Annotated in this window: 20 protein-coding genes and 1 pseudogene; 7 read left to right on the top strand and 14 right to left on the bottom strand. The window is 47.5% G+C overall.

Annotated features, from left to right (window positions below; genetic code table 11):
• Nucleotides 1-117: 117 nt before the first annotated feature.
• The 8 genes from lptC to ACNFVB_RS06415 form a co-directional block, all read right to left on the bottom strand.
• Complete coding sequence (lptC, locus tag ACNFVB_RS06450) at nucleotides 118-699, bottom strand: LPS export ABC transporter periplasmic protein LptC (RefSeq protein WP_430736924.1); 582 nt, start codon at nucleotides 697-699, stop codon at nucleotides 118-120.
• A complete protein-coding gene (locus tag ACNFVB_RS06445; RefSeq protein ID WP_288998845.1) occupies nucleotides 696-1262 on the bottom strand; it encodes a KdsC family phosphatase in 567 nt (188 codons plus the stop codon). The genes lptC and ACNFVB_RS06445 overlap by 4 nt, the downstream gene beginning before the upstream one ends.
• A 128-nt stretch (nucleotides 1263-1390) precedes the next feature.
• Nucleotides 1391-2383 carry a KpsF/GutQ family sugar-phosphate isomerase gene (locus ACNFVB_RS06440; RefSeq protein WP_430736923.1) on the bottom strand — a complete coding sequence of 331 codons (993 nt, stop codon included), beginning with the start codon at nucleotides 2381-2383 and terminating at the stop codon, nucleotides 1391-1393.
• 225 nt (nucleotides 2384-2608) lie between these two features.
• Entirely contained in the window at nucleotides 2609-3103 is a 495-nt protein-coding gene (gene hfq / locus ACNFVB_RS06435; RefSeq protein WP_075100954.1) for an RNA chaperone Hfq, read from the bottom strand.
• A gap of 353 nt (nucleotides 3104-3456) precedes the next feature.
• Nucleotides 3457-4608, bottom strand: coding sequence for a tRNA (adenosine(37)-N6)-dimethylallyltransferase MiaA (miaA, locus tag ACNFVB_RS06430; protein WP_430736922.1), 1152 nt, complete (start codon nucleotides 4606-4608; stop codon nucleotides 3457-3459).
• A 172-nt stretch (nucleotides 4609-4780) separates the two neighbouring features.
• Entirely contained in the window at nucleotides 4781-6703 is a 1923-nt protein-coding gene (gene mutL / locus ACNFVB_RS06425) for a DNA mismatch repair endonuclease MutL (protein ID WP_430736921.1), read from the bottom strand.
• Between the two features lie 45 nt (nucleotides 6704-6748).
• On the bottom strand, nucleotides 6749-7279 hold the full coding sequence (gene tsaE / locus ACNFVB_RS06420) for a tRNA (adenosine(37)-N6)-threonylcarbamoyltransferase complex ATPase subunit type 1 TsaE (RefSeq protein ID WP_430736920.1): 531 nt from the start codon (nucleotides 7277-7279) through the stop codon (nucleotides 6749-6751).
• Nucleotides 7269-7883: a 6-pyruvoyl trahydropterin synthase family protein gene (locus ACNFVB_RS06415; protein ID WP_430736919.1), complete on the bottom strand. Its 615-nt coding sequence runs from the start codon at nucleotides 7881-7883 to the stop codon at nucleotides 7269-7271. The genes tsaE and ACNFVB_RS06415 overlap by 11 nt, the downstream gene beginning before the upstream one ends.
• A gap of 272 nt (nucleotides 7884-8155) precedes the next feature.
• Here ACNFVB_RS06415 and htpX point away from each other — a divergent pair.
• Nucleotides 8156-9069 (top strand): annotated as a pseudogene (gene htpX / locus ACNFVB_RS06410) (protease HtpX).
• Between the two features lie 124 nt (nucleotides 9070-9193).
• On the opposite strand, the gene ACNFVB_RS06405 reads toward htpX, so the two are convergent.
• Entirely contained in the window at nucleotides 9194-10462 is a 1269-nt protein-coding gene (locus ACNFVB_RS06405) for a saccharopine dehydrogenase NADP-binding domain-containing protein (RefSeq protein ID WP_430736918.1), read from the bottom strand.
• A gap of 282 nt (nucleotides 10463-10744) precedes the next feature.
• Nucleotides 10745-11962: a carboxynorspermidine decarboxylase gene (gene nspC, locus ACNFVB_RS06400; RefSeq protein ID WP_201586145.1), complete on the bottom strand. Its 1218-nt coding sequence runs from the start codon at nucleotides 11960-11962 to the stop codon at nucleotides 10745-10747.
• Between the two features lie 173 nt (nucleotides 11963-12135).
• Here nspC and ACNFVB_RS06395 point away from each other — a divergent pair, with 173 nt between their 5' ends.
• Entirely contained in the window at nucleotides 12136-12717 is a 582-nt protein-coding gene (locus ACNFVB_RS06395) for a DUF924 family protein (protein WP_430738479.1), read from the top strand.
• An 84-nt stretch (nucleotides 12718-12801) separates the two neighbouring features.
• Here ACNFVB_RS06395 and ACNFVB_RS06390 read toward each other — a convergent pair whose 3' ends face one another.
• From ACNFVB_RS06390 to lpxB, 3 genes are all read right to left on the bottom strand, one after another.
• Complete coding sequence (locus tag ACNFVB_RS06390; protein ID WP_430736917.1) at nucleotides 12802-13992, bottom strand: CAP domain-containing protein; 1191 nt, start codon at nucleotides 13990-13992, stop codon at nucleotides 12802-12804.
• Between the two features lie 302 nt (nucleotides 13993-14294).
• Complete coding sequence (locus ACNFVB_RS06385) at nucleotides 14295-15146, bottom strand: ribonuclease HII (RefSeq protein ID WP_430736916.1); 852 nt, start codon at nucleotides 15144-15146, stop codon at nucleotides 14295-14297.
• 162 nt (nucleotides 15147-15308) lie between these two features.
• Nucleotides 15309-16640, bottom strand: coding sequence for a lipid-A-disaccharide synthase (lpxB, locus tag ACNFVB_RS06380; protein WP_430736915.1), 1332 nt, complete (start codon nucleotides 16638-16640; stop codon nucleotides 15309-15311).
• 326 nt (nucleotides 16641-16966) lie between these two features.
• Here lpxB and ACNFVB_RS06375 point away from each other — a divergent pair, with 326 nt between their 5' ends.
• Nucleotides 16967-18049, top strand: coding sequence for a 3-deoxy-7-phosphoheptulonate synthase (locus ACNFVB_RS06375; protein ID WP_430736914.1), 1083 nt, complete (start codon nucleotides 16967-16969; stop codon nucleotides 18047-18049).
• 174 nt (nucleotides 18050-18223) lie between these two features.
• On the opposite strand, the gene pepN is transcribed toward ACNFVB_RS06375, so the two are convergent.
• Nucleotides 18224-20866, bottom strand: a complete 2643-nt coding sequence (gene pepN, locus ACNFVB_RS06370) for an aminopeptidase N (protein ID WP_430736913.1) — start codon at nucleotides 20864-20866, stop codon at nucleotides 18224-18226.
• Between the two features lie 515 nt (nucleotides 20867-21381).
• Between pepN and ACNFVB_RS06365 the strand changes: the two genes are divergently transcribed.
• The 4 genes from ACNFVB_RS06365 to ACNFVB_RS06350 all read left to right on the top strand — a co-directional run bounded on the left by ACNFVB_RS06365 (nucleotide 21382) and on the right by ACNFVB_RS06350 (nucleotide 23668).
• On the top strand, nucleotides 21382-21585 hold the full coding sequence (locus tag ACNFVB_RS06365; RefSeq protein WP_430736912.1) for a hypothetical protein: 204 nt from the start codon (nucleotides 21382-21384) through the stop codon (nucleotides 21583-21585).
• A complete protein-coding gene (locus ACNFVB_RS06360; protein ID WP_430736911.1) occupies nucleotides 21558-22061 on the top strand; it encodes a DUF6231 family protein in 504 nt (167 codons plus the stop codon). The genes ACNFVB_RS06365 and ACNFVB_RS06360 overlap by 28 nt, the downstream gene beginning before the upstream one ends.
• Nucleotides 22062-22266: 205 nt before the next feature.
• Entirely contained in the window at nucleotides 22267-22785 is a 519-nt protein-coding gene (gene pal, locus ACNFVB_RS06355) for a peptidoglycan-associated lipoprotein Pal (RefSeq protein WP_201586134.1), read from the top strand.
• A gap of 127 nt (nucleotides 22786-22912) precedes the next feature.
• Nucleotides 22913-23668: a 4'-phosphopantetheinyl transferase family protein gene (locus tag ACNFVB_RS06350; protein WP_430736910.1), complete on the top strand. Its 756-nt coding sequence runs from the start codon at nucleotides 22913-22915 to the stop codon at nucleotides 23666-23668.

Genomic DNA, 23668 nt, shown 5'->3' with positions numbered 1-23668 from the left:
CGCAAGTAAAATTTATACCAGTAGCGCGTTTAAATCCATAACAGTTTTACATTCAGCTAACTATAGAAGGACTTGCAGCTAACTGGGCACTGTAAACAGCCACTTTAAATGGACTCTTTAAAACAGGGCCTTGTCCTGACGCTGAGCTGGTGTAAAGGCGACCGCTACTTGCCCAAATTCATAATCACCAGTCTCGAGATTGGCTGTCATAGTGGCCGCTTCAAAACGGTTTGCTCCTTGCTCGATCTTCACAGGTGCTTCGCTATACACTTGTCCTGATTTGGTATTGCCCTTTAGGGTACTGCCCGTCACCTTGATAGGCTCGACCTCTTTATCCGGATTGCCTTCACTGATAAGGGTAAAACCGCCAGACAAGCTAAGCTCCCCTGTCTGCTGGCTGATAGCGGCACTCCCAGCCTCAATACGATAGCGCTGCTCGGCAGATGGCTCCCAGTTCATGGTAATACCGGACATCTCATCGAGATTGGTCACAGGGTTGTGTGTTAATGATTCGGCTGTCAGCTCGTATTCTGTCTCGCCTTCCTCATTGGTCTGCACAGCCTTGATGTCCGTTGCTTCATAGTCGACATCGGTCGCTTCCATACTGACCGGCGGGGTTATCTCGCCTTGCTGCTGAAAAAACCAACCAGCGATACCAGCGATAATCAATGCCAGAACGATTAATACACGTGTATTCACAGTTCCTCATCCCCAGTTTGCATTTGCTCAAGTGTATAGTGCGCTATAAAATCCTGATAGTGCCCATGGCCCTTTAAAATCAAATCGCATATCTCACGTACCGCACCTGTACCACCCGCTCGCGTCGTCACCATGTCGCTGCGTTTGATAACCTCGGCATGAGCATTAGGGACAGTGGCGGCAAACCCTACGGTCTGCATCGCTTTGATGTCCGGTAAATCATCGCCCATATAGGCACAGTCTGCTGCTGTGATGTTGAGCGCAGGATCCAGCATCGCTAACAACTCAGTTAATGCAATCAGTTTATCATCACGACCTTGTACGACATAATCCACACCCATCTCACGGGCGCGCTTATCGACCATAGGACTGCTGCGCCCTGTGATAATGGCGGTCAAAATACCATAGCGCGCCAACGACTTGACGCCGACGCCATCTTGTACAGAAAAAGCTTTGGTCTCGGTGCCATTGGCATCATAAATGATTTGACCGTTTGATAAGATACCATCGACATCCATCACCAAAAGTTTGACTCTCCCTGCTTTTTTGATTAAGTCTTGCATGATATCTCTCTTTTATTATGTTATAGATAGTGATTAAACTGCATGCCCTTTAGCGGCTAATTAGTTTGGGGCTTGTTTAGTGGCGCTTTGTCTTACTTTCTGTACTTTTGTACTTTTCGCAATAAAAGTTATTTTACACCAGCCTTTAGTAGATCATGCAAGGTAATGATGGCCTCTAAACGGTCTTGCTCATCGATGATAAGTAGCTGACTGATGCCATTTTCGTTCATCACGCTTAACGCATCTGATGCTCGCATGGTTTTACTGACGCGGCGAGGATTACTGACCATTACCTCATGCATCGGTGTTTGTAAATCGATGCCTTTTTCTAAGCCGCGGCGCAAGTCCCCGTCGGTGAAAACGCCAACCACTTTATCGCTGTCATCAATCACTACCGTCATACCCAAACGCCCAGCTGACATCGTAAAGAGGGCGTCTTGTAAAGGCGCTTGCTGATGAATAAGCGGCAAGTCTTCAGACTTGGAGTGCATCAAGTCTTCCACGCGCGTCAGTAGCTGACGACCAAGCGCGCCTGCTGGATGCGACAACGCAAAATCTTCTGAGGTAAAATTACGCGCATGTACCAACGCCACTGCCAACGCATCACCTAATGCCAACGTCGCCGTGGTACTAGAAGTCGGCGCTAAATTCAGCGGGCAAGCTTCTTGCGACTTGCCGAGTGTCAATACGATGTCCGCTGAACGGGGCAACATGCCACGCTTATCACGGCTGATACTGATTAGCGGAATCTCTAGACGCTTGACCACGGGAAGTAGCATCTTGATCTCATCTGACTCGCCAGAGTTGGAGATGGCAAGCAGCACATCACCTTTGACCAGCATCCCTAAGTCGCCATGCCCTGCCTCGCCTGGGTGCATAAAAAACGCAGGCGTACCAGTCGAGGCAAAGGTCGCCGCTATCTTACGCCCGATCAGTCCCGACTTACCCATCCCCGTCACCACCACACGACCCTGACAGGCCAAAATAATATCGCAGGCTTGGGCAAATCGATCATCTATCTGCTCTGTCAACAATGCCAACGCAGAAATTTCCGTATTGATGGCTTCAATAGCAGTGCTGATAAATTGCTCGTGGGTGAGATTGCTTTGGGTATTACTCATGGATCCGCTCTATTGTTATCATGAATCAATTCACTATTTTACTATACTATCGTCAATATTAGTAATATCTTCAAACGTACTGAGAGGCGCGGGTATTAGAGTATCAACGCCCCCATTCCATTGCTTGTAAAACCATAAAAAATCATATAAAAAAAACCCACTATAAAGCAGGTTTTAATTCAATCAGTCGTATCGCATCACGGCGTTTATCCTGTACTAAGCCGCCTAGCCGTTATCGTCGTGAGACCCTTCATCTGCGGGCGATTCAAAGCCGCGGTCTTGACCAAATCCACCGCGCTCAAACCCACGATCTTGACCAAAGCTACCACGCTCAAACCCGCGATCTTGGCCTTGACCAAAGCCGCCACGGTTAAAACCGCTACGACTCGAAGCAAACCCACGCTCTTCAAAACCGCCGACACCCGCAGGATTGCCGCCTCGTTCAAACCCGCCGCCTTGATAACCAGTTGGACTAACGCCTTGTGTTTGACTACCCGTGCCAGTAGTGCCGCTACGTGGGTTGCGTGCTGGCACTACTGTCGAGATGGCATGCTTGTAAACCATCTGGCTGACCGTGTTTTTGAGCAGTACCACGTATTGATCAAACGATTCGATTTGACCTTGCAGCTTGATACCATTAACCAAAAAGATAGAGACAGGAATGCGATCTTTGCGCAGCGAATTCAAGAACGGATCTTGTAAAGTTTGTCCTTTTGACATGAAGTCTCTCCTAAATATTATATAATTATGTTTTGAGTGCCAATTATTTTAAGTGTGGCTTTCATTATAATGGCTGAAGATAGATACAATGATACGCTTTCATCAAACGCATCCAAATAAACACGCATGCTATGTGAGTCATTCTACTTTATCGCGAATACGCTTTTATTGTGAATAATTAAGTAACCACTTGTTTCACAAAGATTTTCTATAAACAAAGGTCAGTCAATACCCATAAAAACCGCAATAACTAGACAATTCCCACTAGTTTACTAGGTTTAAATTATACCAGTTATCTACATTATATTTTGAAACTAATTGTCATTATTCTTTACATATTGATAAAACATGCGTTAATACAAGTAATCTCTGACGTGGGCCATGGTATCAAATGTCTGTAACATGATTGGATGAACGGCTTGTCGATCATTAGGATGGGCAAGCGAGTGTGTGCTATCGACCCACGTATCAGACAGGGTGGGCAGCTGCGTGAGCTTGCGTAGCCATGTGTATTGACGCTTTGCCAGCTGCCGAGTGGCATATAATGCCTTATTTTGCATTTGCTGACAAGCAAGCCGCTGCCGCTCACTGGTAGAGACAGCCACTTGATCTTGTGGTGACGGGGTTAAAAAAGCATCATAAAACAGCGCTTTGTCTAAGTGGCTGTACTCAAAGACTGGGTGGTCAATCTGGACGAGATACTCTAACACTTGCCGATAGCCAACGCAGCGCATCGAGGGCATGTTAGGCGTTAACGAATAACGCTCAAGCAGGCCTAGGACTTCAGCAACCAGCCCTTCTTGCCACATGATATCCAAGCGCTGCTCGATGCGCTGATGTAACCACGAGCGCTCTGGCATGACGGCCAGCGCATGCCATTGTTGGTCTGTATTGTGCGCGAGCGCTTGTTTGGGCTGCTGCTGCCAGTCACTGATCGCTGTATTCGTTTGCAGATACACCTCGACCGCGCGAGTGATACGCTGCGTGTCAGTGGCATTGAGACGCCGATGACTGATCGGATCCACCTTTTCCAAATAGCCATACAGCGCGTCGATACCGTCCTCTTGTCGCCACTGCTCTACGCGCAGGCGTACTGCCTCATCACTATCCGGCACAGGTGAGAGCCCCTCTAGCAGCGCCATGTAATACATCATGGTACCGCCGACCAGTAGTGGTATTTTGCCGTTTTGATGACAGGCTTCAATCAGCCGCGCCACATCACTGACAAACTCCGCGACGCTATAGCTTTGCACAGGATCGATAATATCGACCAAATGATGCGGATAACGCGCCAGCTCCTTTGTTGTGGGCTTGGCGGTTCCGATATTCATCTCACGATATATCAGTGCTGAGTCCACTGAGATTAGCTCATAGCGTCCTGTATCGTATAGCTCATACGCTAGCGCGGTCTTGCCACTGGCGGTAGGCGCCATCAAACACACCACGCTGTTGTCCGCCAAATTGGGATTTAAGCGATAAGACGAGCTATCAGAGGAGAGTTGCATAAAACGACCTTTATAAATGATTTTTATATAAATTATGAACCAACGCCACACTAACTGCCTTACACATGCTAAAGCACAATGGCTAATCGCAGAGTATATGATAATTATTGTAGGGTTGTTATGATAAGGCTGACGGGTGATTGGCTATAGAAGACGAGTGCTGGTGATATGGTTATGATACTGACGGCGCGGCGGCTGATAGCATCCATGCGATTAACTGACTGCCCGCTACCGAATAAATGGCATGGTTACTTAGCAAAGCCTGTAATTCAGCCTTGAATGCCAATGCATCTGGCATCGACATCCGCTGCCCTATCTCGCTTAGTTGCTGATTGATATCAGTGGCAATGCAAGCTTGATCTGAATAAGTACTATCCGTCCACCGATTGGGCGCAAACAGCAAGCTAAGCTGCGATTGCCATACGGCGGCACTGACAATCGAGCATTGACCTTGATGATAAAACAGCAACCACGGCAATGTATCTTTACCTATAACTGTATCTATATTTGTAGCAGCAGAGTCCATGAGTGGCTTGATACTATGTAAGCTGTCCAAATGGATGACCTCTAAACAGACGAGGTCTAAGTAAAGCGTCTTTAACCCATACTCTGTAGAGGCTACCTGCGGCGCGGCATCCCTTGACTCGCCCGGCGTCTCAGTCAACGTCTTAGTCGGGGCCTTGCCTACTGGCGTCACCGTTGCCGTGCTATCTGGGTTTTTGGATAGCTCATAGGGCTGCTGGTATTCACTGACTCGTCTGCTGGACTGCGGATACTGCAACCGTGATGAGCTATTGTGATGATTATTGGTGGCTACTGCAGATGACAGCCAACGCTCAGCATCTGACCTATTGTCTGAGCGGCTATTGGTAGCATTGTAATTTGCTGATCGCTTATCTTTTTTGTGAGTAGGCTCATCTGGCAGCTGCGCAGGCATAATGGGCTTTAGCTTAGCACGAACCGCATGATTGAGATGCGCCATAATGTTGTTTAAAGGACTGATCTTAATACGCTGTTTGGTCGGGTGTACATTGATATTGAGCCACTCGGCTGGCAACTCAAAATATAGCGCATAACCCAGACCTGCCAGCCGCGCGCTTTGAGCCAATTGACGCAGCTGATTGCTGATAATCGGCTCTTTGACCAAACGGCCATTTACGTAGAGCAGCTTTGGCATACTCTGTGCCGACGACACTTGTGTCTCGACACTGGGCCACAGCCAGCCATGGACACGGGCTCTATCACCCCACCCCATCCCAGCATCAGACACGAAAGACTGCTGTAGTAGACCCGACAGATCAAGCATAATCTCAAGCGCATTGGTCGTCAAAGCAACCCCCAATGCTTGCTCTAGCCGTGATAACGATAACGGGTTTGGACTGTTTTGATGGGCATTAGCACTGCAGTTGGTCGCCCAATCTGCCGCCTGATTGCGCTCGGTTGGCATTCCATGAGAGGTCATCGGGTTGGATGAGAGTAATAGTCGTTTTTTATTATCATGAAACAGGCTCAGTGCCACGTCTGCGCGAGCCAAAGCCACATCACGAACAATCGCCTCAATATGACCAAACTCCGTGGCAATAGATTTAAGATTGCTGCGCCGAGCCGGAACATTAAAGTACAAATCTTTGACCGTAATCGTCGTCCCACGATGATGCACTACGGGCGTGAGCGTCGGTACATCAGCCAGCACGCCTGCAACCTGTAACTGACGGCCGACGCCGCTATCGTCAGGGCTACTGGTCAAGGTTAAGCGAGAAACCGCCGCCGTCGCAGCCAATGCTTCCCCGCGAAACCCCAAGGTCGTAATCCCTTGTAGATTGGCCACATCTGCAATCTTACTGGTCGCATGACGGGTAATCGCCATCACCATATCATCAGGATGAATGCCAGTACCGTTATCTATCACCTCGATCATGCCCATGCCGCCTTGGGTCACCCGTATCTCAATGTCGCTTGCGCCAGCATCAATGGCGTTTTCTAGCAACTCCTTTACCACGGCAGCCGGGCGCGTCACCACTTCACCTGCGGCCAATTGATTGACCAGCAGCGGTGGTAGTTTTTTGATACGGGTCTGAGGAGGAGTCTCTGGCATTTAAAAGGTATCGTTATGGCATTAAAAAAGCAAAGTAGACAAAAGCTAAATATGTAAAGCAGACAGATCTATGCCTTGCGCCTGCCCTACTCTGGATAGACGCAGCTCAACATGCCGATACTCTGTGTCGTTATCACAGTCATCGCTGGTGGCTTGCGTGATGTCGATAAATACGCTGGGCGGCGGCAAGTAGCTGTCTGCTCGGCTGGCCCACTCTATAATAACCAGCGCGTTTGGCTCATCTAGATACTCATCAAAGCCGATAAAAGACAGCTCTTCTGGATCTTGTAGCCTATAAAGATCGGCGTGATAGACCGGTTTTATTGAGCCATCACTTTGTGCGATAGTATACGGCTCTACCAATGTATAAGTCGGGCTTTTGACTGCTCCTGCATGACCAAGCGCTTGTAACCAGTAGCGGGTCAAGGTCGTCTTGCCCGCGCCCAAGTCACCTGCCAGCCACACACTACCACTTAGCGATAGCGATGCTAACTGCGCCGCCAAACGCTGGGTGTCATCTTCTGTACGCAGCGTCAACGTTTTGGTGTTTTTGGCTGCTTCTGTATTACTCGACATCACGATTACCTGCCTGTACTTGCATGGTGACTGAAGGATTGGTAAAGCGCTCACCGCGAATAAGCTTGGCATAAAGCTCAGGATCATGCCATTCGCTTCGTACTTGCTCACTAAACTCAAAGTCTTCTAAAACAAGCTTACCCATTTGCACGTTTGCCACATCATCAGAAAAGCACTGAGCGTAACCTGTGGCTGTTTCGTGGGCTATCACCGAGTACACACTGACGTCTGCCTCGCCGTTTTGCATTTGCGTCTGCGCTAGGATTTCTTGCGCCCAAAAAAATATCACGCGCGAAAACTGCTCAGCTGAGGGTGACACTGGCAAACTGATCCAGCGCGCGCTGAATTTTTTGCAAGCAGCGATATACTCAGGATCGTCTTTGTTCCAAAAACAAATGGCATGATCAAAGCTGTCAATGATGTCTTTGATCGAGGATTTTAATAAACCAAAATCATAGACCATCTGCCCGTGATCCAAACGCGTGGCCTCAAGTATCAGCTCAATCTGATAGCTATGTCCATGAATAGAGTGCTTGCAACGCTCTGAGCTGCAGTTACGCACAATATGAGCGTTTTCAAATTTAAACAGTTTACGAATACGCATGATAATCAACCAAAAAAGTAAGCATCTTCATACTAACTATGAATACTATAAATCGTTTGCCGTGAAGTCGTTTGCCGTGCTAACTTATCAGCCTGTGGCCCATTATAGCAAATCAAGATGACTCCGTAAGTAAGCACTGACGAATACATGCATTATTGCCTGCCATATTATATTTAGCAGGTTATAATTGTCTGCTGTTTGTTTTAGCTGTTATCGCAGTCGCAGGGTCGCGCCTAAGACTGTGGTCGAATTTTTATGAGGAATTTAGCGTCATGATGCGTATTGGATTGTTTTTATTAACCAACTTAGCGGTGATCGTAGTATTTAGCATCGTGTTTGGGATTTTGTCCCGATTTTTTGGGGTTGGTGGCGTACATAGCGCAGGCGGGATAAACTATGCCAGCCTAGCCATTATGTGCGGTGTCTACGGCATGGTCGGGTCGATGGTGTCGCTATTTATCTCCAAATGGATGGCAAAAAAATCGACAGGGACGGTAGTCATTGAGGCACCAAGCAATGCCACTGAGCAATGGCTGATAGATACGGTCGCCAAACAAGCGCGCGCGGTCAATATCGATATGCCTGAAGTGGGTATTTTTAACAACTCGCAGCCCAATGCGTTTGCCACAGGCTGGAATAAAAACAAAGCGCTGGTTGCCGTCTCATCGGGTCTACTCCAGAGTATGACTGCAGATGAAGTCGAGGCCGTATTGGCGCATGAGATTGGTCATGTGGCCAATGGCGATATGGTCACACTTGCGCTCATTCAAGGGGTGATAAACGCCTTTGTGATGTTCTTTGCGCGTATTATCGGTAATTTCGTCGATCGCACTGTGTTTAAAAATGAAGGCGATGGCCCTGGTATTGGCTACTTTGTCACCAGTATCGTGATGGATATCTTGCTAGGATTTTTGGCATCTGCCATCGTGATGTGGTTCTCACGCCTGCGCGAGTTTCGTGCTGATGAGATGGGCGCCAAACTTGCCAGCCGCGAAAAATGATCAGCGCACTGGATGCCCTGCGTCCTGCTGAGCAGCGTCCAGACCAGATGCCTGAGAGCATGAAAGCCTTTGCTATCGCGTCTGGGCAGTCTACAGGCTTTAGTGTTGCAAACCTTTTCCGCTCACACCCAACGCTGGATGATCGTATTGCGGCGCTGAGAAAGTACAACCCTAGTGAAGCGTAAGCCATTGCTCTAAAACGACAGATAATAGTAGATATCAGTATCAGCGCTGCTACTATCTTGTAAAATTAAGCATAAAAAAAGCCTATCTAAAAAAGATAGGCTTTCTATTAAATAACCTTACTGACTAAATATCGAACTCTAATGCTCTATCACCATTGGAGTCTTGAATACGCGTTGGCAAGCCAATCTTATTGAGTAGATTGATAAATGGCTTGGCATCCAGCTCTTCGACATTGACCATCTTGCCCGCGTCCCATTCTCCAGTTGCGACCAGTATCGCAGCAGCAACAGGTGGTACGCCTGCGGTATAAGAGATACCTTGGCTACCAACTTCATTGTAGGCGTCTTTATGGTCTGAGACATTATAAATAAACACCTCAGTATCGACGCCATTGATTTTACCTTTGACCTTATCACCGATGCAAGTCTTGCCGGTATAGTTTGGCGCAAGCGAGCTTGGGTCTGGTAGTACTGCTTTGACCACCTTTAGCGGAATCACTTCTTGGCCTTCAGCGGTCGTGACTGGCTGCTCAGACAATAGACCTAAGTTTTGGAGCACGGTAAAGACATTGATATAGTGCTCGCCAAAGCCCATCCAAAAACGAATGTTTGGCACGTCTAGGTTGGCTGATAAAGAATGAATCTCGTCATGTCCACTCAAGTAGCTGTTTTGCTCGCCAACGACTGGCAAATCGTCGGTACGCTTGACTTCAAACATCTTATTCGACTGCCATTTGCTGTCCTGCCAAGAGTACACCGTACCGGTAAACTCACGGAAATTAATCTCAGGGTCGAAGTTGGTGGCAAAGTACTTACCGTGGCTACCGGCATTGATATCGATAATGTCGATATCGGTCACTGAACCTTTATCCATCATGTCATAGCCCAGACGCGCGTAGGCATTGACCATACCTGGATCAAACCCTGCACCCAAAATCGCCGTGATATTATTGTCGGCACAGCGCTGCTTACGCTTCCATTCGTAGTTGTCATACCATGGCGGCGTTTCACAAATCTTGCGTGGATCTTCATGGATAGCTGTGTCAATATAAGCCGCGCCCGTCTCAATACAAGCTTCTAACACCGTCATATTGATAAATGCCGAGCCGACATTGATTAGGATTTGAATACCGGTATCGTTGATAAGATCAACGACAGTCTGGCTGTCCATGGCATCGACTTGATGGGTATGCAAGACTGCCGCTTGCTTAAAGCTGCCTTTGTCCTCGACGCTTTTAGCGATAGCATCACACTTATCTTTGGTACGTGAGGCAATATGAATCTCGCCCAGCACATCGTTGTGCATCGCACATTTATGCGCGACCACTTGCGCGACACCGCCTGCGCCAATAATGAGTACGTTTTTACTAGCTTTGGTTTGATTTGTGTTCAATGAACAATCCTCCTTTGTGTCCCTGCCGATACCATCGATACTGGCTATGCAAAACAGAAACGAGTGAATGATATGCGTGAATTAAAAAGGAAGACCGAGGAAAACCCACGCACCCGTCAAACAAAGCGCCCTTTTTGTAGGCACTTTGTTCGACGCGATTATAACAATTTTTATTCGGTTGTCGATAAAAATAATGTAGAAAGAACCAATGAATTTAAAGTTTGAACCCTTACCCTTAAGTCTTTGTTTTTAATAACTTAACTTTAACAACGAAGCCTGCTACTAAGACAAGCTGGCTTTGTAATCTTGATAATCAAATTCGCGCTGCACATCAATACTGCCATCTAGACGTCGAATCACAATCGCTGGCATATTGACACCATTAAACCAGTTTTTCTTAACCATGGTATAGCCTGCCGCATTACCAAACGCAACGGTGTCGCCCACTTGCAGCTCATGCGCCAAAGCATACTCGCCAAAGATATCGCCTGCCAAACAGGAGCGTCCATAGATAATAGTATTGTCAGCAGCCTCTTGTTGCGCCTGATCGACAGGCATCACCTCCACTGACTCTGCATTGACAGAAGTGATTGGCGCAGACTCGCGATAAATCAGCAAATCAAGCATATGCGCCTCGATCGAGGCATCGACGACGGCGAGGTTTTTGTCATTGTGCATGGTATCCAGCACTGTCGTAACCAGCGTGCCAGCGCCATGAATACTCGCCTCACCTGGCTCAAGATAAACTTGGACGCCGTATTTTTCACTAAAGCCTTTTAGTCTGTCGGCTAATTTTTCTAGCGGATAACTAGGTGCGATAAAGTGAATACCGCCGCCCAAACTCACCCACTCAAGCTGCGCTAAAATATCACCAAACCTGTCTTCGATATCAGCCAAGCTTGCGCTAAACGCCTCAAAGCTATCGTTTTCACAGTTGTTATGAATCATGACCCCTGTGATATCACCAAGCACCGCTGCAATCTTATCTTTGTCATGCTCACCAAGACGGCTAAAAGGACGGGCAGGATCAGCGATGATAAACGACGAATTACTGGTTTTTGGGTTTAAGCGTAGCCCGACTGGAATGTCCTGTGCATGCGCTTTATCTTTAAAGGCATGCAACTGCGAGATGGAGTTAAAAATAATCTTGTCCGCGTAGCTTAATACTTCGTCGATTTCATCCAAACTATAGGCGACACTATAGGCATGGGTTTCTTTTTTATCACTGTTATTGGCATCACGGTTATTACCAAAAGTCTCATAGCCCAAACGCACTTCATTGAGTGACGATGAAGTCGTACCATGCAAATAAGGCTGCATCACATCAAACACGCCCCACGTGGCAAAACACTTGAGCGCAAGCAAAGCCTTGGCACCAGACAACTCACACAGACGTGCGATAATCTGCATATTGGCAACGATTGCCGCTTCATCGAGCAAATAATAAGGCGTAGGTAGAGAGGATAAATCAGAGGTTATTACAGTGTTTTCAACATTCATAAGTGGTTACCTAATCGCTGCGGTTGGCATCATGACAGACATAAATAATTGCGCTATAGTAGACTAAATTCACTATAATTAGAATATCTTATGTCATTATCAACCGATTATTCCAGTGCAGCGAGCCAAGCCAGTTTATCTCAGCTTGAACCAAAAATATCAATTTAGCGCATCTGGATGCCGATGCGCGGGCGGTTTTAGATTTTTGGTTTGATAAAGACAATGAGGCGTATTGGTTTGAAAAAAACGATGCCTTTGATCAAAAAATAAAAGAAAAATTTGGTAAGATTTGGCAAGCCGCCAAACAAGGCGAATGTTTCACCTGGCGTATCGCCAACGCCGCAGCAGATAGCAACAGCTCCATCACTGCTCTAGCAGGACGTTTGGCTGAGATTATTGTGCTCGATCAGTTTTCGCGCAATCTGTGCCGCGGGCAAGCCAATGCCTTTGCACAAGATGGCATGGCACTGGTATTGGCGCAAGAAGCCATTCAACAACCACATTTCGATACCCTCCCCGCGCAGTGGCGAAAATTTATGATTATGCCATTTATGCACTCTGAATCTTTGATGATTCATGAGCGCTACTTGCCGCTCTTTGAGCAGTTAGATGACGCGACGACACTCGACTTTGAGCACCGTCATAAAGATATTATCGAGCAGTTTAGCCGCTATCCGCACCGTAACGACATATTGGACCGAGAGTCGACAGCGGCAGAAGAAGCCTTTTTAGAACAACCAAACTCATCGTTCTAAGTCTTTTCGCTTCTTAGAAGAAGGGCTGGATCAGCAATTTGATTCAGCCCTTCTTTTATGGCGCGGCGTTCGACAAAGCATCTCCTAGTAGTTCACTTCACCTGTGGTAAAACTAAACGACTGCTGCTGTAAGATTTTATTATCAATCAACACCTCATAGCTGACACGATATTCAGTATTGCCATAGAGTCCGCACTGCTGGCTTTGATCTTGCCGGCGTGCAATCTCACAGCTTTTTAAATCATCGGTCATTGGCAAGATAAAGGCTTCATTCGCTGGCAGGGCATATACTGTGTTTTTGTACGGGTCTTGACGATAATCCAGCAGCTCAATAGGCACCTCTATATTGCGCTGGGTATCATAAAATTTGACATTACTAACCTCAATCGTCTCAGCCGATGGCACATTAATATAGATAGGCTGCCCGATAGGGTTTATGCGCAAATCGCGGCCCGTATGCTTCACAGGGTCTGGTGTCTCATTATATAATGCTGTCGCCGTGCCGCTCACTCCCTGACAAGGATAGGTAAAGATGCCAGCGACCGTGCGATCTTGGGTTGCCTTTGTGGCTGAGGCATGAGTGACCAGTACATAGCCTTGGCTATTGCGACTTGTGCGGCCATAGGGCTGATAGGTGACCACGCTTGTACCAGTTAGGCTGGATTTGGGTACCATCAAAGAGCGCAAATGATAAGGCGCGGCCAACAGGGATTTGGCCATCAACCCTGCTACCACCTCGGCAGCGGCCAACTCCCCCACTGAGCTATAGTAGATAGAATGGGCAATGTTTTCTGTAGCACTATATCTAGCGTTTTGATAGTCAGCGGCCAATAGGCGATCTGAAAAGTCACGACCCTTAAAAAACGGATTGTTACTACCTGTCACTTCCGCAATGTCTGTCATCTCACTTTCATAATGAGGGTTAAATACTGTTGGTGAGCTGTTGGCAAATACATATCTGATATAGTTGGCATGATCGATAGCAATATCATCTAATGCAGGATCAACAGACAAACCGCTAAGGCCGCAGCTGGTACGCGCCAGACTAAAGGTATTACTGGCTGTCAAAGCCGCTTTTGCGTTATGAGAGCGCGCGCTGCTGTCGATTGGTGCTTGGCTACCCTCGTCGGCTTGATCGATTTTTTCTTTATTAACAGGCTTAGTGCTAGAATGGCTATCACGATTACTAGCGTCGCTGCCACCGCCACAAGCGCTCAAAAAAAGCGTTAAAAAAAACGCCGTCGCAATATTCATTGATGATGTATTAAAAGGCATTTTTTATCCTATCAGTCGCCGCTCATATATAGATCAATACAATCGCTACGAAGGTCGGCATACTGACCTTTATCATTGATAGCACAGCGATTATTCGATTGTATCTATATTGTAATACAGTCAATGAACTTTTGCTCATCATTTTTATCAGTAATAAAAATAAAAAAGTATACCTCATCAAATAAAATCATTAAAACTTACAAAACGTAAATTAATTACCTTAGAATCGCCTAAAAAATACTCGCTGTCAGTGCCATGGTTGAATGTGCAACACGCCCTAACATAACCAGCATAGTCGGCGTTTAGCATTCGCTCTCCAGCGCCTTTCTTATAGGGGCAAAGCTGCGCCTATGCTCTGGCAACACGCCAAGCGTCGCAACGGCTGCCATATGAGCGCGCGTTGGATAGCCTTTGTGTTTGGCGATGCCATATTCAGGATACTGCGCGTCTAATTCATACATGGCCTTATCACGGCTCACCTTTGCCAATATACTGGCCGCGGCGATACTAGTATGACGGCCATCGCCCTTGACCCATGCTTGACAGTCGAGCATAGCGGGCGCTATACCTGCCTTGGCAAGCTTACTAACGTCTAAATCAGGGCAGCGATTGCCATCGATTAGCACTTCGATAGAGCGATGACCGACAGCGGTCAAATGGGCGGCAACTGCTTGTAGCAGCTCCTCGGTACACAAACGCATACCGAGCATCGTCGCCTGCAAAATATTGATTTGGTCGATGACGGCGGCCGGTATCTCCGCGATGATATACCCAGCCGCATACTGCTGCACCAAGGGGTAGAGCCTGTCACGCTTTTTTTCACTTAACTGCTTGGAGTCGGTCAGTACAGACAGCGGGGTATCCTTTAGCGGCTGCGCTTCTATGAGCCCCGACCACGCGTCAGGTAATAGCGCCGCGGCGACATTGACAGAGCCTAGCAAAGGCCCGCGGCCAGCTTCATCGACACCTATCTGTAGTGGCAAGACCGCGTCCTTTGTCGTCTGCCCATATTGGCTTTGTAGCTCCGAGGTATGTAGTTGACCAGACAAATGAATGGGCGCTGCTAGTTGAATATACTGACCTTTGATATCGACTTGCTCAATACGTATATCAATTGGTATCAAAGGCTGGGCACTACTAGATGGGTTACTCATAACACTGCTATATCTTTTTTTGAGGGGTGAAAGTTGGACTTGGTGACATTGCCTTTAGCATTGTCTTTAGCGTGGGTTTTAGCATTGTTCTTAGTATCGTTTTTAGCATGATTTTTAGTATTTTGTCATAACAATGCTGCCATAAGGCACAGATGACATGTGTTATTGCTGATGGTTTTGCTTATACCATTGCTCGATGACGCTGTTTGCCGGCTCATGGTTGCTCTGCTGCTGTAATAGCTGTTTGGTGGTAAGCAGATCGCTCATTTGCTCGGCATAGGCACGTGGCTGTAATAAACGCATCACCGTACGGCAGATATTGTCCCCACTCGCCTGCTCTTGTATCAGTTCAGGCACTATCGCGGCATCTGCTAGGATATTGGGCAACGCCACATAAGGCACTTTTACCAGACGCTTGGCGATTTGATAGGTCAGCTGATTTAACTGATAAATCACCACCATCGGTCGCTCAAGCAGCATTGCCTCTAGTGTCGCGGTGCCTGAAGCTAGCATCACCACATCGGCTGCTGCCATCGCTTGCTGACTAAAGGCTGGCTGGCTATCATCGTAGACCACCACAATAGCGGCGCGCAGCTGCTCTGAGCGTTTATCGATGACATCCTGCACGATATATTGATGGTTTTGATCCACAGTAGGGATGATAAAACACAGTTTTGGGTCCAGTAATATCAATTTTTGAATACCATCGAGCATCAAAGGCAAGATGGCGGTAATCTCCCCGCGCCGTGACCCTGGCATCACGCAAATGAGCTGGCTGACTTCATCAAAACGATCAATAAAAAACTGCTGTAAGCCATCATTGTGCCAGACCAGCTCACTGCGGCGCTGATTGATAGGTGTCGCGAGCAGCTCTTGATCTATGGTGCGTAACAGCGGATGACCGACACAGACTGCTGGGTGGTTATGACGCTCATAGACTGGCAACTCAAACGGAAACAAGCACAGCACCAAATCGGTGGCTGCTTTGATATTATGGATACGCGACTCACGCCATGCCCAAATAGAAGGGCTGACATACTGAACACAAAAAATCCCTTTGGGCTTTAGTTTTTTTGCGACCCGCAGATTAAAATCAGGCGCATCGATACCAATAAACCAGTCGATAGCAGCGTTTTGAAACGCTACTAATAACTCACGGCGTGCCTTTAGCAAATCTGGCAGTTGTGCCATGACCTCAACCAGCCCCATGACAGCCAATCGCTCTAATGCAAAGATGCTTTGTAATCCTTGTGCTTGCATCTTGGCGCCGCCGACACCGACCCAAACAATATCATCGCGCAGATTGTTCATCTGCTGCATAAAGTCGGCACCCAAGCTATCACCTGACACCTCACCTGCGACGATACCGATGACCAGTGAACCCGCGTTTGGCTTAGGTACCAAAAGCTCAGCCGTGCTTTGACTCTCAAGCGTCTGTACCGCTGCGTCTGGCGTCACACCAAGGGCGTGGTTAAGGGTAGCAAAATCTGTCATGACAAGCTCTCGATATGAAGATGATAAAGGTACGATAAAAACAATTATAAAATATAACACATGTCAGTGGTCATAAGGCCTGATAACGCTAATAACGATGCTCATTGACGCTGCCATCATACGTGACGACGGCCAAAATAGCTAAATTGACTCCCAAAAACCACGCGCCGCCTGTTTTTATATCCAACGCAGGCGTCACAATGATAACTGGATTTTGGTTTCCTCATTCCAGTTATCAGTTAATTAACTATATGATTGCCCTTGTCAACCAGCGCTTTTGTCCGCATAATGAATATCCCTATAAATCAGCTAGACGATATATAACCATGACAACACCAGTTACCCATAATGCAGATATTGACGACGTGAATATTGAAAAATTCATTCCTTTGATCACTCCCGCTGAGCTAAAAGCTGAGCTGCCTTTGTCAGACAAAGCTTATAATACCGTCCTAAAAGGTCGCAACACTATCCAAGATATCTTGGACGGTAAAGACAAGCGCTTGTTTGTGGTCGTCGGCCCCTGCTCTATTCACGATATTAAAGCCGCTCACGAATACGCCGATCGTTTGGCGGTATTGGCAAAAGAGATCGAAGATAGCATATTTGTGGTGATGCGTGTCTATTTTGAAAAACCCCGTACAACGGTGGGCTGGAAAGGCATGATCAACGACCCTGACATGAATGACAGCTTTGATATCGAAAAAGGCTTGCGTACGGCGCGTAAGCTTTTGTTAGATCTCAACGAAAAAGGCTTGCCGTGTGCTACCGAGGCCTTGGACCCAAATACGCCGCAATACATGCAGGATTTGATCAGCTGGTCAGCCATTGGTGCGCGTACCACCGAAAGCCAGACCCACCGTGAGATGAGCTCAGGTTTGTCTTGTCCAGTGGGCTTCAAAAACGGCACCGACGGCGGAATGACAGTCGCGGTCAACGCCATGCAAGCGGTCAAAGAAGGCCATAGTTTCTTAGGTCTATCAGCAGATGGCAAAGTCTCTATCATCAAATCAAAAGGCAACCCTTACGCTCACGTGGTATTGCGCGGTGGTAATGGCAAACCAAATTATGATGAAACGGCGGTAGCACAAGCCGAAAACGCACTGGCCAATGGCAAAGCCAATGGCAAAATCATGATTGACTCAAGCCATGCCAATTCAGGTAAAGACCCATATCTACAACCAATGGTCATCGCGAACGTCGCCGAACAAATCCAAAACGGCAACAAATCCATCATCGGTATGATGATCGAAAGTCACCTTAAAGGCGGCAATCAAAAGCTGACCGCCGACTTAAGCCAGCTTGAGTATGGCAAATCTATCACCGACGGCTGCTTGGATTGGGACAGTACGGTCACAGCTCTATACAAGCTGCGTGATATGGTCAAAGACGTCTTGCCAAATCGCTAACTCTCAATGCAAAGAGCTATCGTCTAGCTAGCACGCCCAGCATTGATACTGTGATACGCTAAAAAAGCCCGCCCGATACGCATATCGGGCGGGCTTTTTATGATAGTCAGTTGAAAATAAAACTGTTATATAAATTTAAACGCGCTTTTTAGAGTGCATCGACTATATCCTATCCTACTCACCTGCAGACCCAAGCACACTCTCTAAACTCTCAAGTACATGCTTAGACGATACCTGCTTTTGTAAATCAAGCAGCTGTTCATACGCCATCTGACGGCGCGGCTCAGCCAAAGTGTTCCAGCGCGCCAGCACTTGTAATAAGCGCGATGCCAATACTGGATTGGCAGTATCCAGCTTTTTGATGACACCAGTATAGATATCCAGTCCATCAGCTGTCCAGAGTACGGTAGGCTGCGAGGCAAAAGCACCGACAACCGAGCGGACACGGTTGGGCGTATTCCAATCAAAGTCCTTGTGGGTAAGCAATGCAGTGATGGCGTCAGGGGTGACCGTATCGGCAGACGCCTGCACACTAAACCACAAGTCAATGACCAAATCATTGTCTTGGAAGCGCTCATAAAAATCTGCTAGATAGTCATCAGCTTTTGCCAATTGATAATTGACCATGACCTTTAACGCGCCAAAACGCTCTGTCATACAGCTGGCATTGTCATATTGCTGCTGCGCCCATTCAGCAGCCCCATCAACGTTGGCGGTCACTGCCATATCGAGTACCACATTACGCAGCGCACGTCTGCCGCGAGCATCGGCACTGTCTTGATACGCCTGTATGGGTAGCTGCTTATAAAGCTTTGCCCACTCATCTTTTAATGCCAAAGCCAGCTGTTGATATAAACCTTCACGCTGCGCTTTGATCGCCTCTGGGTCATAGTCCTGCGGAATGGCAGATGCCAGCTCCTGCGCGGATGGAATATCCAGTAAGCGTGCCGCCAGCATCGCATCCTCGGCGGCAAGCACAGGCAATGTCTGCGCCAGTGCATGCAGATAAATATCTGGGCTACTTTTCTCGCCTTTGTTTTGTAGTAAGATACGATTGACCAGCATCTGCGTCACTTGCCAGCGGTTAAAACCATTGGTCTCGTGCTCAAGTAAAAACGCCAAATCAGCATCTTGATAAGCATAGTTGAGCTGCACAGGGGCACTAAAGTCACGTAATAGCGATACCACAGGCTCGCTGGTCACATTTTCAAAGACGAAGGCTTGTGTTTCTTGATCAAGCAGCAACATACGCTCGGCGACGATATTGCCAGTATTTCGATCAAACAGTGCCGTCGCTACAGGTATCGGCAGAGGCTTTGGCGCATCAAAACCTGCGACATGGCGAGTTTTTTGACTCAACGTAATGGTCAACGTCTGCGTGTCGCTGTCATAGCTTTGGTGCCCTGTCACCACAGGCGTACCAGGCTGGCGATACCAGTCGATAAAGTCCTCAATTTTGCTATCGGTAATACTGAGCGCAGATAAGAAGTCCTCCACCGTCACCGCTTGCCCATCATAACGGCGAAAATACTCATCTGTCCCTTTTCGGAAGTTGACTGGCCCTAGCGTATTGGCAATCATACGCACGATTTCAGCGCCTTTTTCATAGACAGTCGTCGTATAAAAATTATTAATCTCAACAAAACTCTCAGGGCGCACAGGATGCGCAAGCGGCCCTGCATCCTCAGCAAACTGATGCGCGCGTAAGGTGGCCACATCATCGATACGCTGTACCGCGCTCGATTGCTGATCGGCAGAAAACGACTGATCACGGTACACTGTAAGGCCTTCTTTTAGACACAGCTGAAACCAATCACGGCAGGTAATGCGGTTGCCCGTCCAGTTATGAAAATACTCGTGGGCGATGATAGATTTGACACTAAAACTGCGCGCATCTGTAGTCGTCTCAGGACTAGATAGCACACAAGCGGTATTAAAGATATTTAGGCCCTTGTTTTCCATCGCGCCCATATTAAATTGACTGACAGCGACGATCATATAACGGTCTAAATCATAAGCGCGGCCATAGTTGACCTCGTCCCAGCGCATGGCGTCTTTTAGCGCTTGCATACCGACATCACACTTATCGATATCGGCAGACTTGGCATAAAGCTCAAGCCTCACCTCGCGCCCTTCACTGGTGGTATATGAATCCGTCAGCACATCCAAATCAGCGATGACGCAAGCAAACAAATAGCTTGGCTTGTTGGTCGGGTCATGCCAGATGGCATAATGACGGTCTGCTGTACCACTGACGTCGCCCGCCTCTACCAAATTACCATTGGCCAGCAGCGTTGGATAACGTTTATCCGCCTCCAAGCGCGTGGTAAATACCGCCAGCACATCAGGACGATCTGGATAAAAAGTGATCTTACGAAACCCCTCAGGCTCGCACTGAGTGACAAACATGGTATCGTCGCCACTGCCCGCCATATATAGCCCCTCAAGCGCTGTGTTGGTCTGCGGACAGATGCGCACTTGTATCTCTAAAGTAACGTCATCAGGGGCATCTGCTATCGTCAGTTTGCCTGCCCTATGTTGATAGCGCTCGGAGGGCAATGACTCGCCGTTCATAGTGATTGCCAGTAGCGCCAAATCCTCACCAAATAGCACAAGATCCCCTGCACTTTGGCGCACCATCTGTAGCGTGCTAGCTACCTGCGCGTGGTCTTCATATAGCTTGATATCCAAATCGACCGTTTCGACAGCAAAGCTTGGCTTTTGATAGTCTTTTAGATTGATTTTGCTGGGTACTTGCGGTGGCACATCAGGCATTTCAGGGTTGATAATTTGGGTATCTGTTTCAGCAGTAGACATGGAGGTTCCTATTGTTATTTATAAAAATACGTGTGATTAAAATTCCTAGCGCGTGTCTTTATTTCAAAAATGGTGATAAAAATGAGATAAATTGCGGTCAAACAAGGAAAATCGCGCCGTTAATATCGGGATATAAACCCGCTATTTGACGGTGTTTGGCAAAATTTGGCCATTGTTAGCCCATTTAGATAACTATCGAGTGAATTGAAGACACGCCCTAACCTTAACACCTAAAAGCCCTGTGTTAGATTTTAAGTTTTTTAGGTTTTTTACGTGGTTTAGCTGTTTATTTTTTAGCTACATTGGCCTAAATCACCAAATTTCAAGAGCAGCTCCCTAGATTGTGGCGCTGATAATCCGTGGCTTATAGTCAAATTTAAATAAGTCAGTCAGATAGCTGGCTTTGGTAAAAATAGTAAGTTTAGTCGTCAGGCCTCAATTTTACATTGGATAATGCATACCAAAATGATTTAATAAAGGCACTGACGATTACCATTTGAGAAACGGCCTATCATATGACAAAGCAACCCACGCGTCGCGCAGAGGTGACGCTACCTTTATTAATAGCTTATATCGATGCGCTATTGCCCACTCTAGCACAGGAAACTGATGCGCAGACAAACACTCAATCAGACAGCAAAAGTACCAAACATAAAGTTGACGATAAGCCCGAGCTACTGCCCGATCTACTGTGGGTAACCGAAGACAAAACACGCTAGCGTTATTAAATACCGCGCTTACCAACCATGCTGTTTTTCAAGCCAGCGATACCACACAGCCCGCTGACAAACTTGCCTCATCGACCTTACTGGCGCTCAACCAACAGCCAGTATCTGAGCGGTATGAGCTGGTGTGTTTTTGGCTGCCGACGCTATCAGCAGAGCAGCTACAGCAGTATATCCCATTACTCATGCGCTATCGCGACCTATACGCCGCCCATCTACTCATCGCCCTTGAGCACAATATCGACTTACAACCCTACGGATTTACCCCGTTTGATATATTACAGACTTCTATTTTGACAGAAGATACCGACCTATCAGGTGCCGATATGACCCAGATGCCTGCCGCCGCCCATGCTCTTGGGTCAGCGACACTGTGGCAATTTAATCTGTATGACTACAAACAGCTGCCTAACTGGCTCAATGCCGACTACTGGGCAAACCCTGAAAACTGGGACAAGCACCGCTGGTAGTTTGTTTTTCTGCCTCGATATCAGAGCATTTATCAAAACGGCTATATATATAACAAAAGAGCATATCTGATTGTAAATTCTCGAGTTATTTACAGTAATACTACTTACATAAAGTAACACTGAATATATGATAAGTAGTAATTGCCTGAGTTTTATCGAAGCAGTTTACAACAACAACGTTAATTAAAAATTTTAGGAGCTCATCATGTCAATTCGTTTTTCTAAGCTTGCAGTTCTCGCTGTATTGTCAAGCGCTATCGCAATCACTACAGGCTGTGCGACCAAACGCGCCACCTCTGAAGTTGTGGTTGCCCCGCTAGGTATCCCAGGCGGTCAAACGGGCTATAATGGTGCCGTCATCGTAGACAACGCCAGCACCGTCGTCACTGGCGCAGACAACCTGCAAGCCGTTGTTTACTTTGCCTTCGATAGCAGTGAAATCACCGCACAAGCGGCCAATGTCCTCAATCAACACGCAAGCTTGCTACGCTCAAACCCAACCGCTGGCGTAGTGATTGCTGGTCATACCGATGAGCGTGGTAGCCGCGAGTATAACATGGCGCTAGGCGAGCGCCGCGCCCAAGCAGCGCGTGACTATCTGGCCGCTCAAGGTGTCGCGGTCAACAATATCCGCATCATCAGCTACGGTGAAGAGCGCCCTGCCGCCGCTGGCACCACCGAAGCCGCCTATGCGCAAAACCGCCGCGCGGAGCTGTCTTATTAAGACAAATCCCGTACGCTCGTATTACCAATCGTCAGCGTAATACTAAAAGGCCCAGCAATATCACGTTGCTGGGCTTTATACTTCCTACTCCTACATAAAACCTGCGGCTACACCTATGCCCTTATACTTGACACAAACTCATATTGTGAGGCTTGGGCCTACGACATGGTGTGCCACTGCGCATGTCAACACCCTTGCCCATAAGCATATCAATAAACCGCCCTATCTAAGCCGATACGACCTAAACACCCATATAGATGATACCCAGCAATGGCAGTATTGCCATGCGTCTGCAGACATATCAGCACCTGATCGGGCGCAGCAGCAGCGCCAACTACAGCGGCAAGGCGTACGGCTGTTGTTACAACAGCTACTCACCAAGCTACAGATAGACGACACCTTAGATGAGTCAGCCTTTCCTTATCAGCTTGCTCGTAGCAAATACTACGTATGCTTTAGCCATACAGGCGCAAAAAATACAGACGATACTGATAATAGCAACACTCAACCAACGAGCTGTCTATACAATCAGGTGGCCGTCATTCTCAGCCAGCATCGTCCTGCTGGCATCGATATAGAAGCAAATGAGGTAGCTTGGCAGGTGGTTCGGCGCTTTTATGCCGATAAAGAAAAGGCGGTATTGCAACGGCTACCTGCATGGCAGCGTGACGCAATCGCAAAGCGGCTATGGCAAATAAAAGAAAGCTATATCAAGGTATATCAATACACCCTCGCGCAAGGGCTGGGTATCGACTACGCTTATCTGATTGAGGATTTGATAGACAGCGTGATAGACGATCATCATCTGATGACTGTGATGGATAGAAAAACAGGGTGCCGTATCGCCATCATTCCTAGGCAGCATATTGTAATTGTGTTTTGA

It is taken from the genome of Psychrobacter sp. VH5, assembly GCF_050572635.1.
GTDB classification, from domain to species: domain Bacteria; phylum Pseudomonadota; class Gammaproteobacteria; order Pseudomonadales; family Moraxellaceae; genus Psychrobacter; species Psychrobacter celer.
Note: the sequence above shows the minus strand (reverse complement) of the source record. Positions and strands in the feature narration are given on the sequence as shown.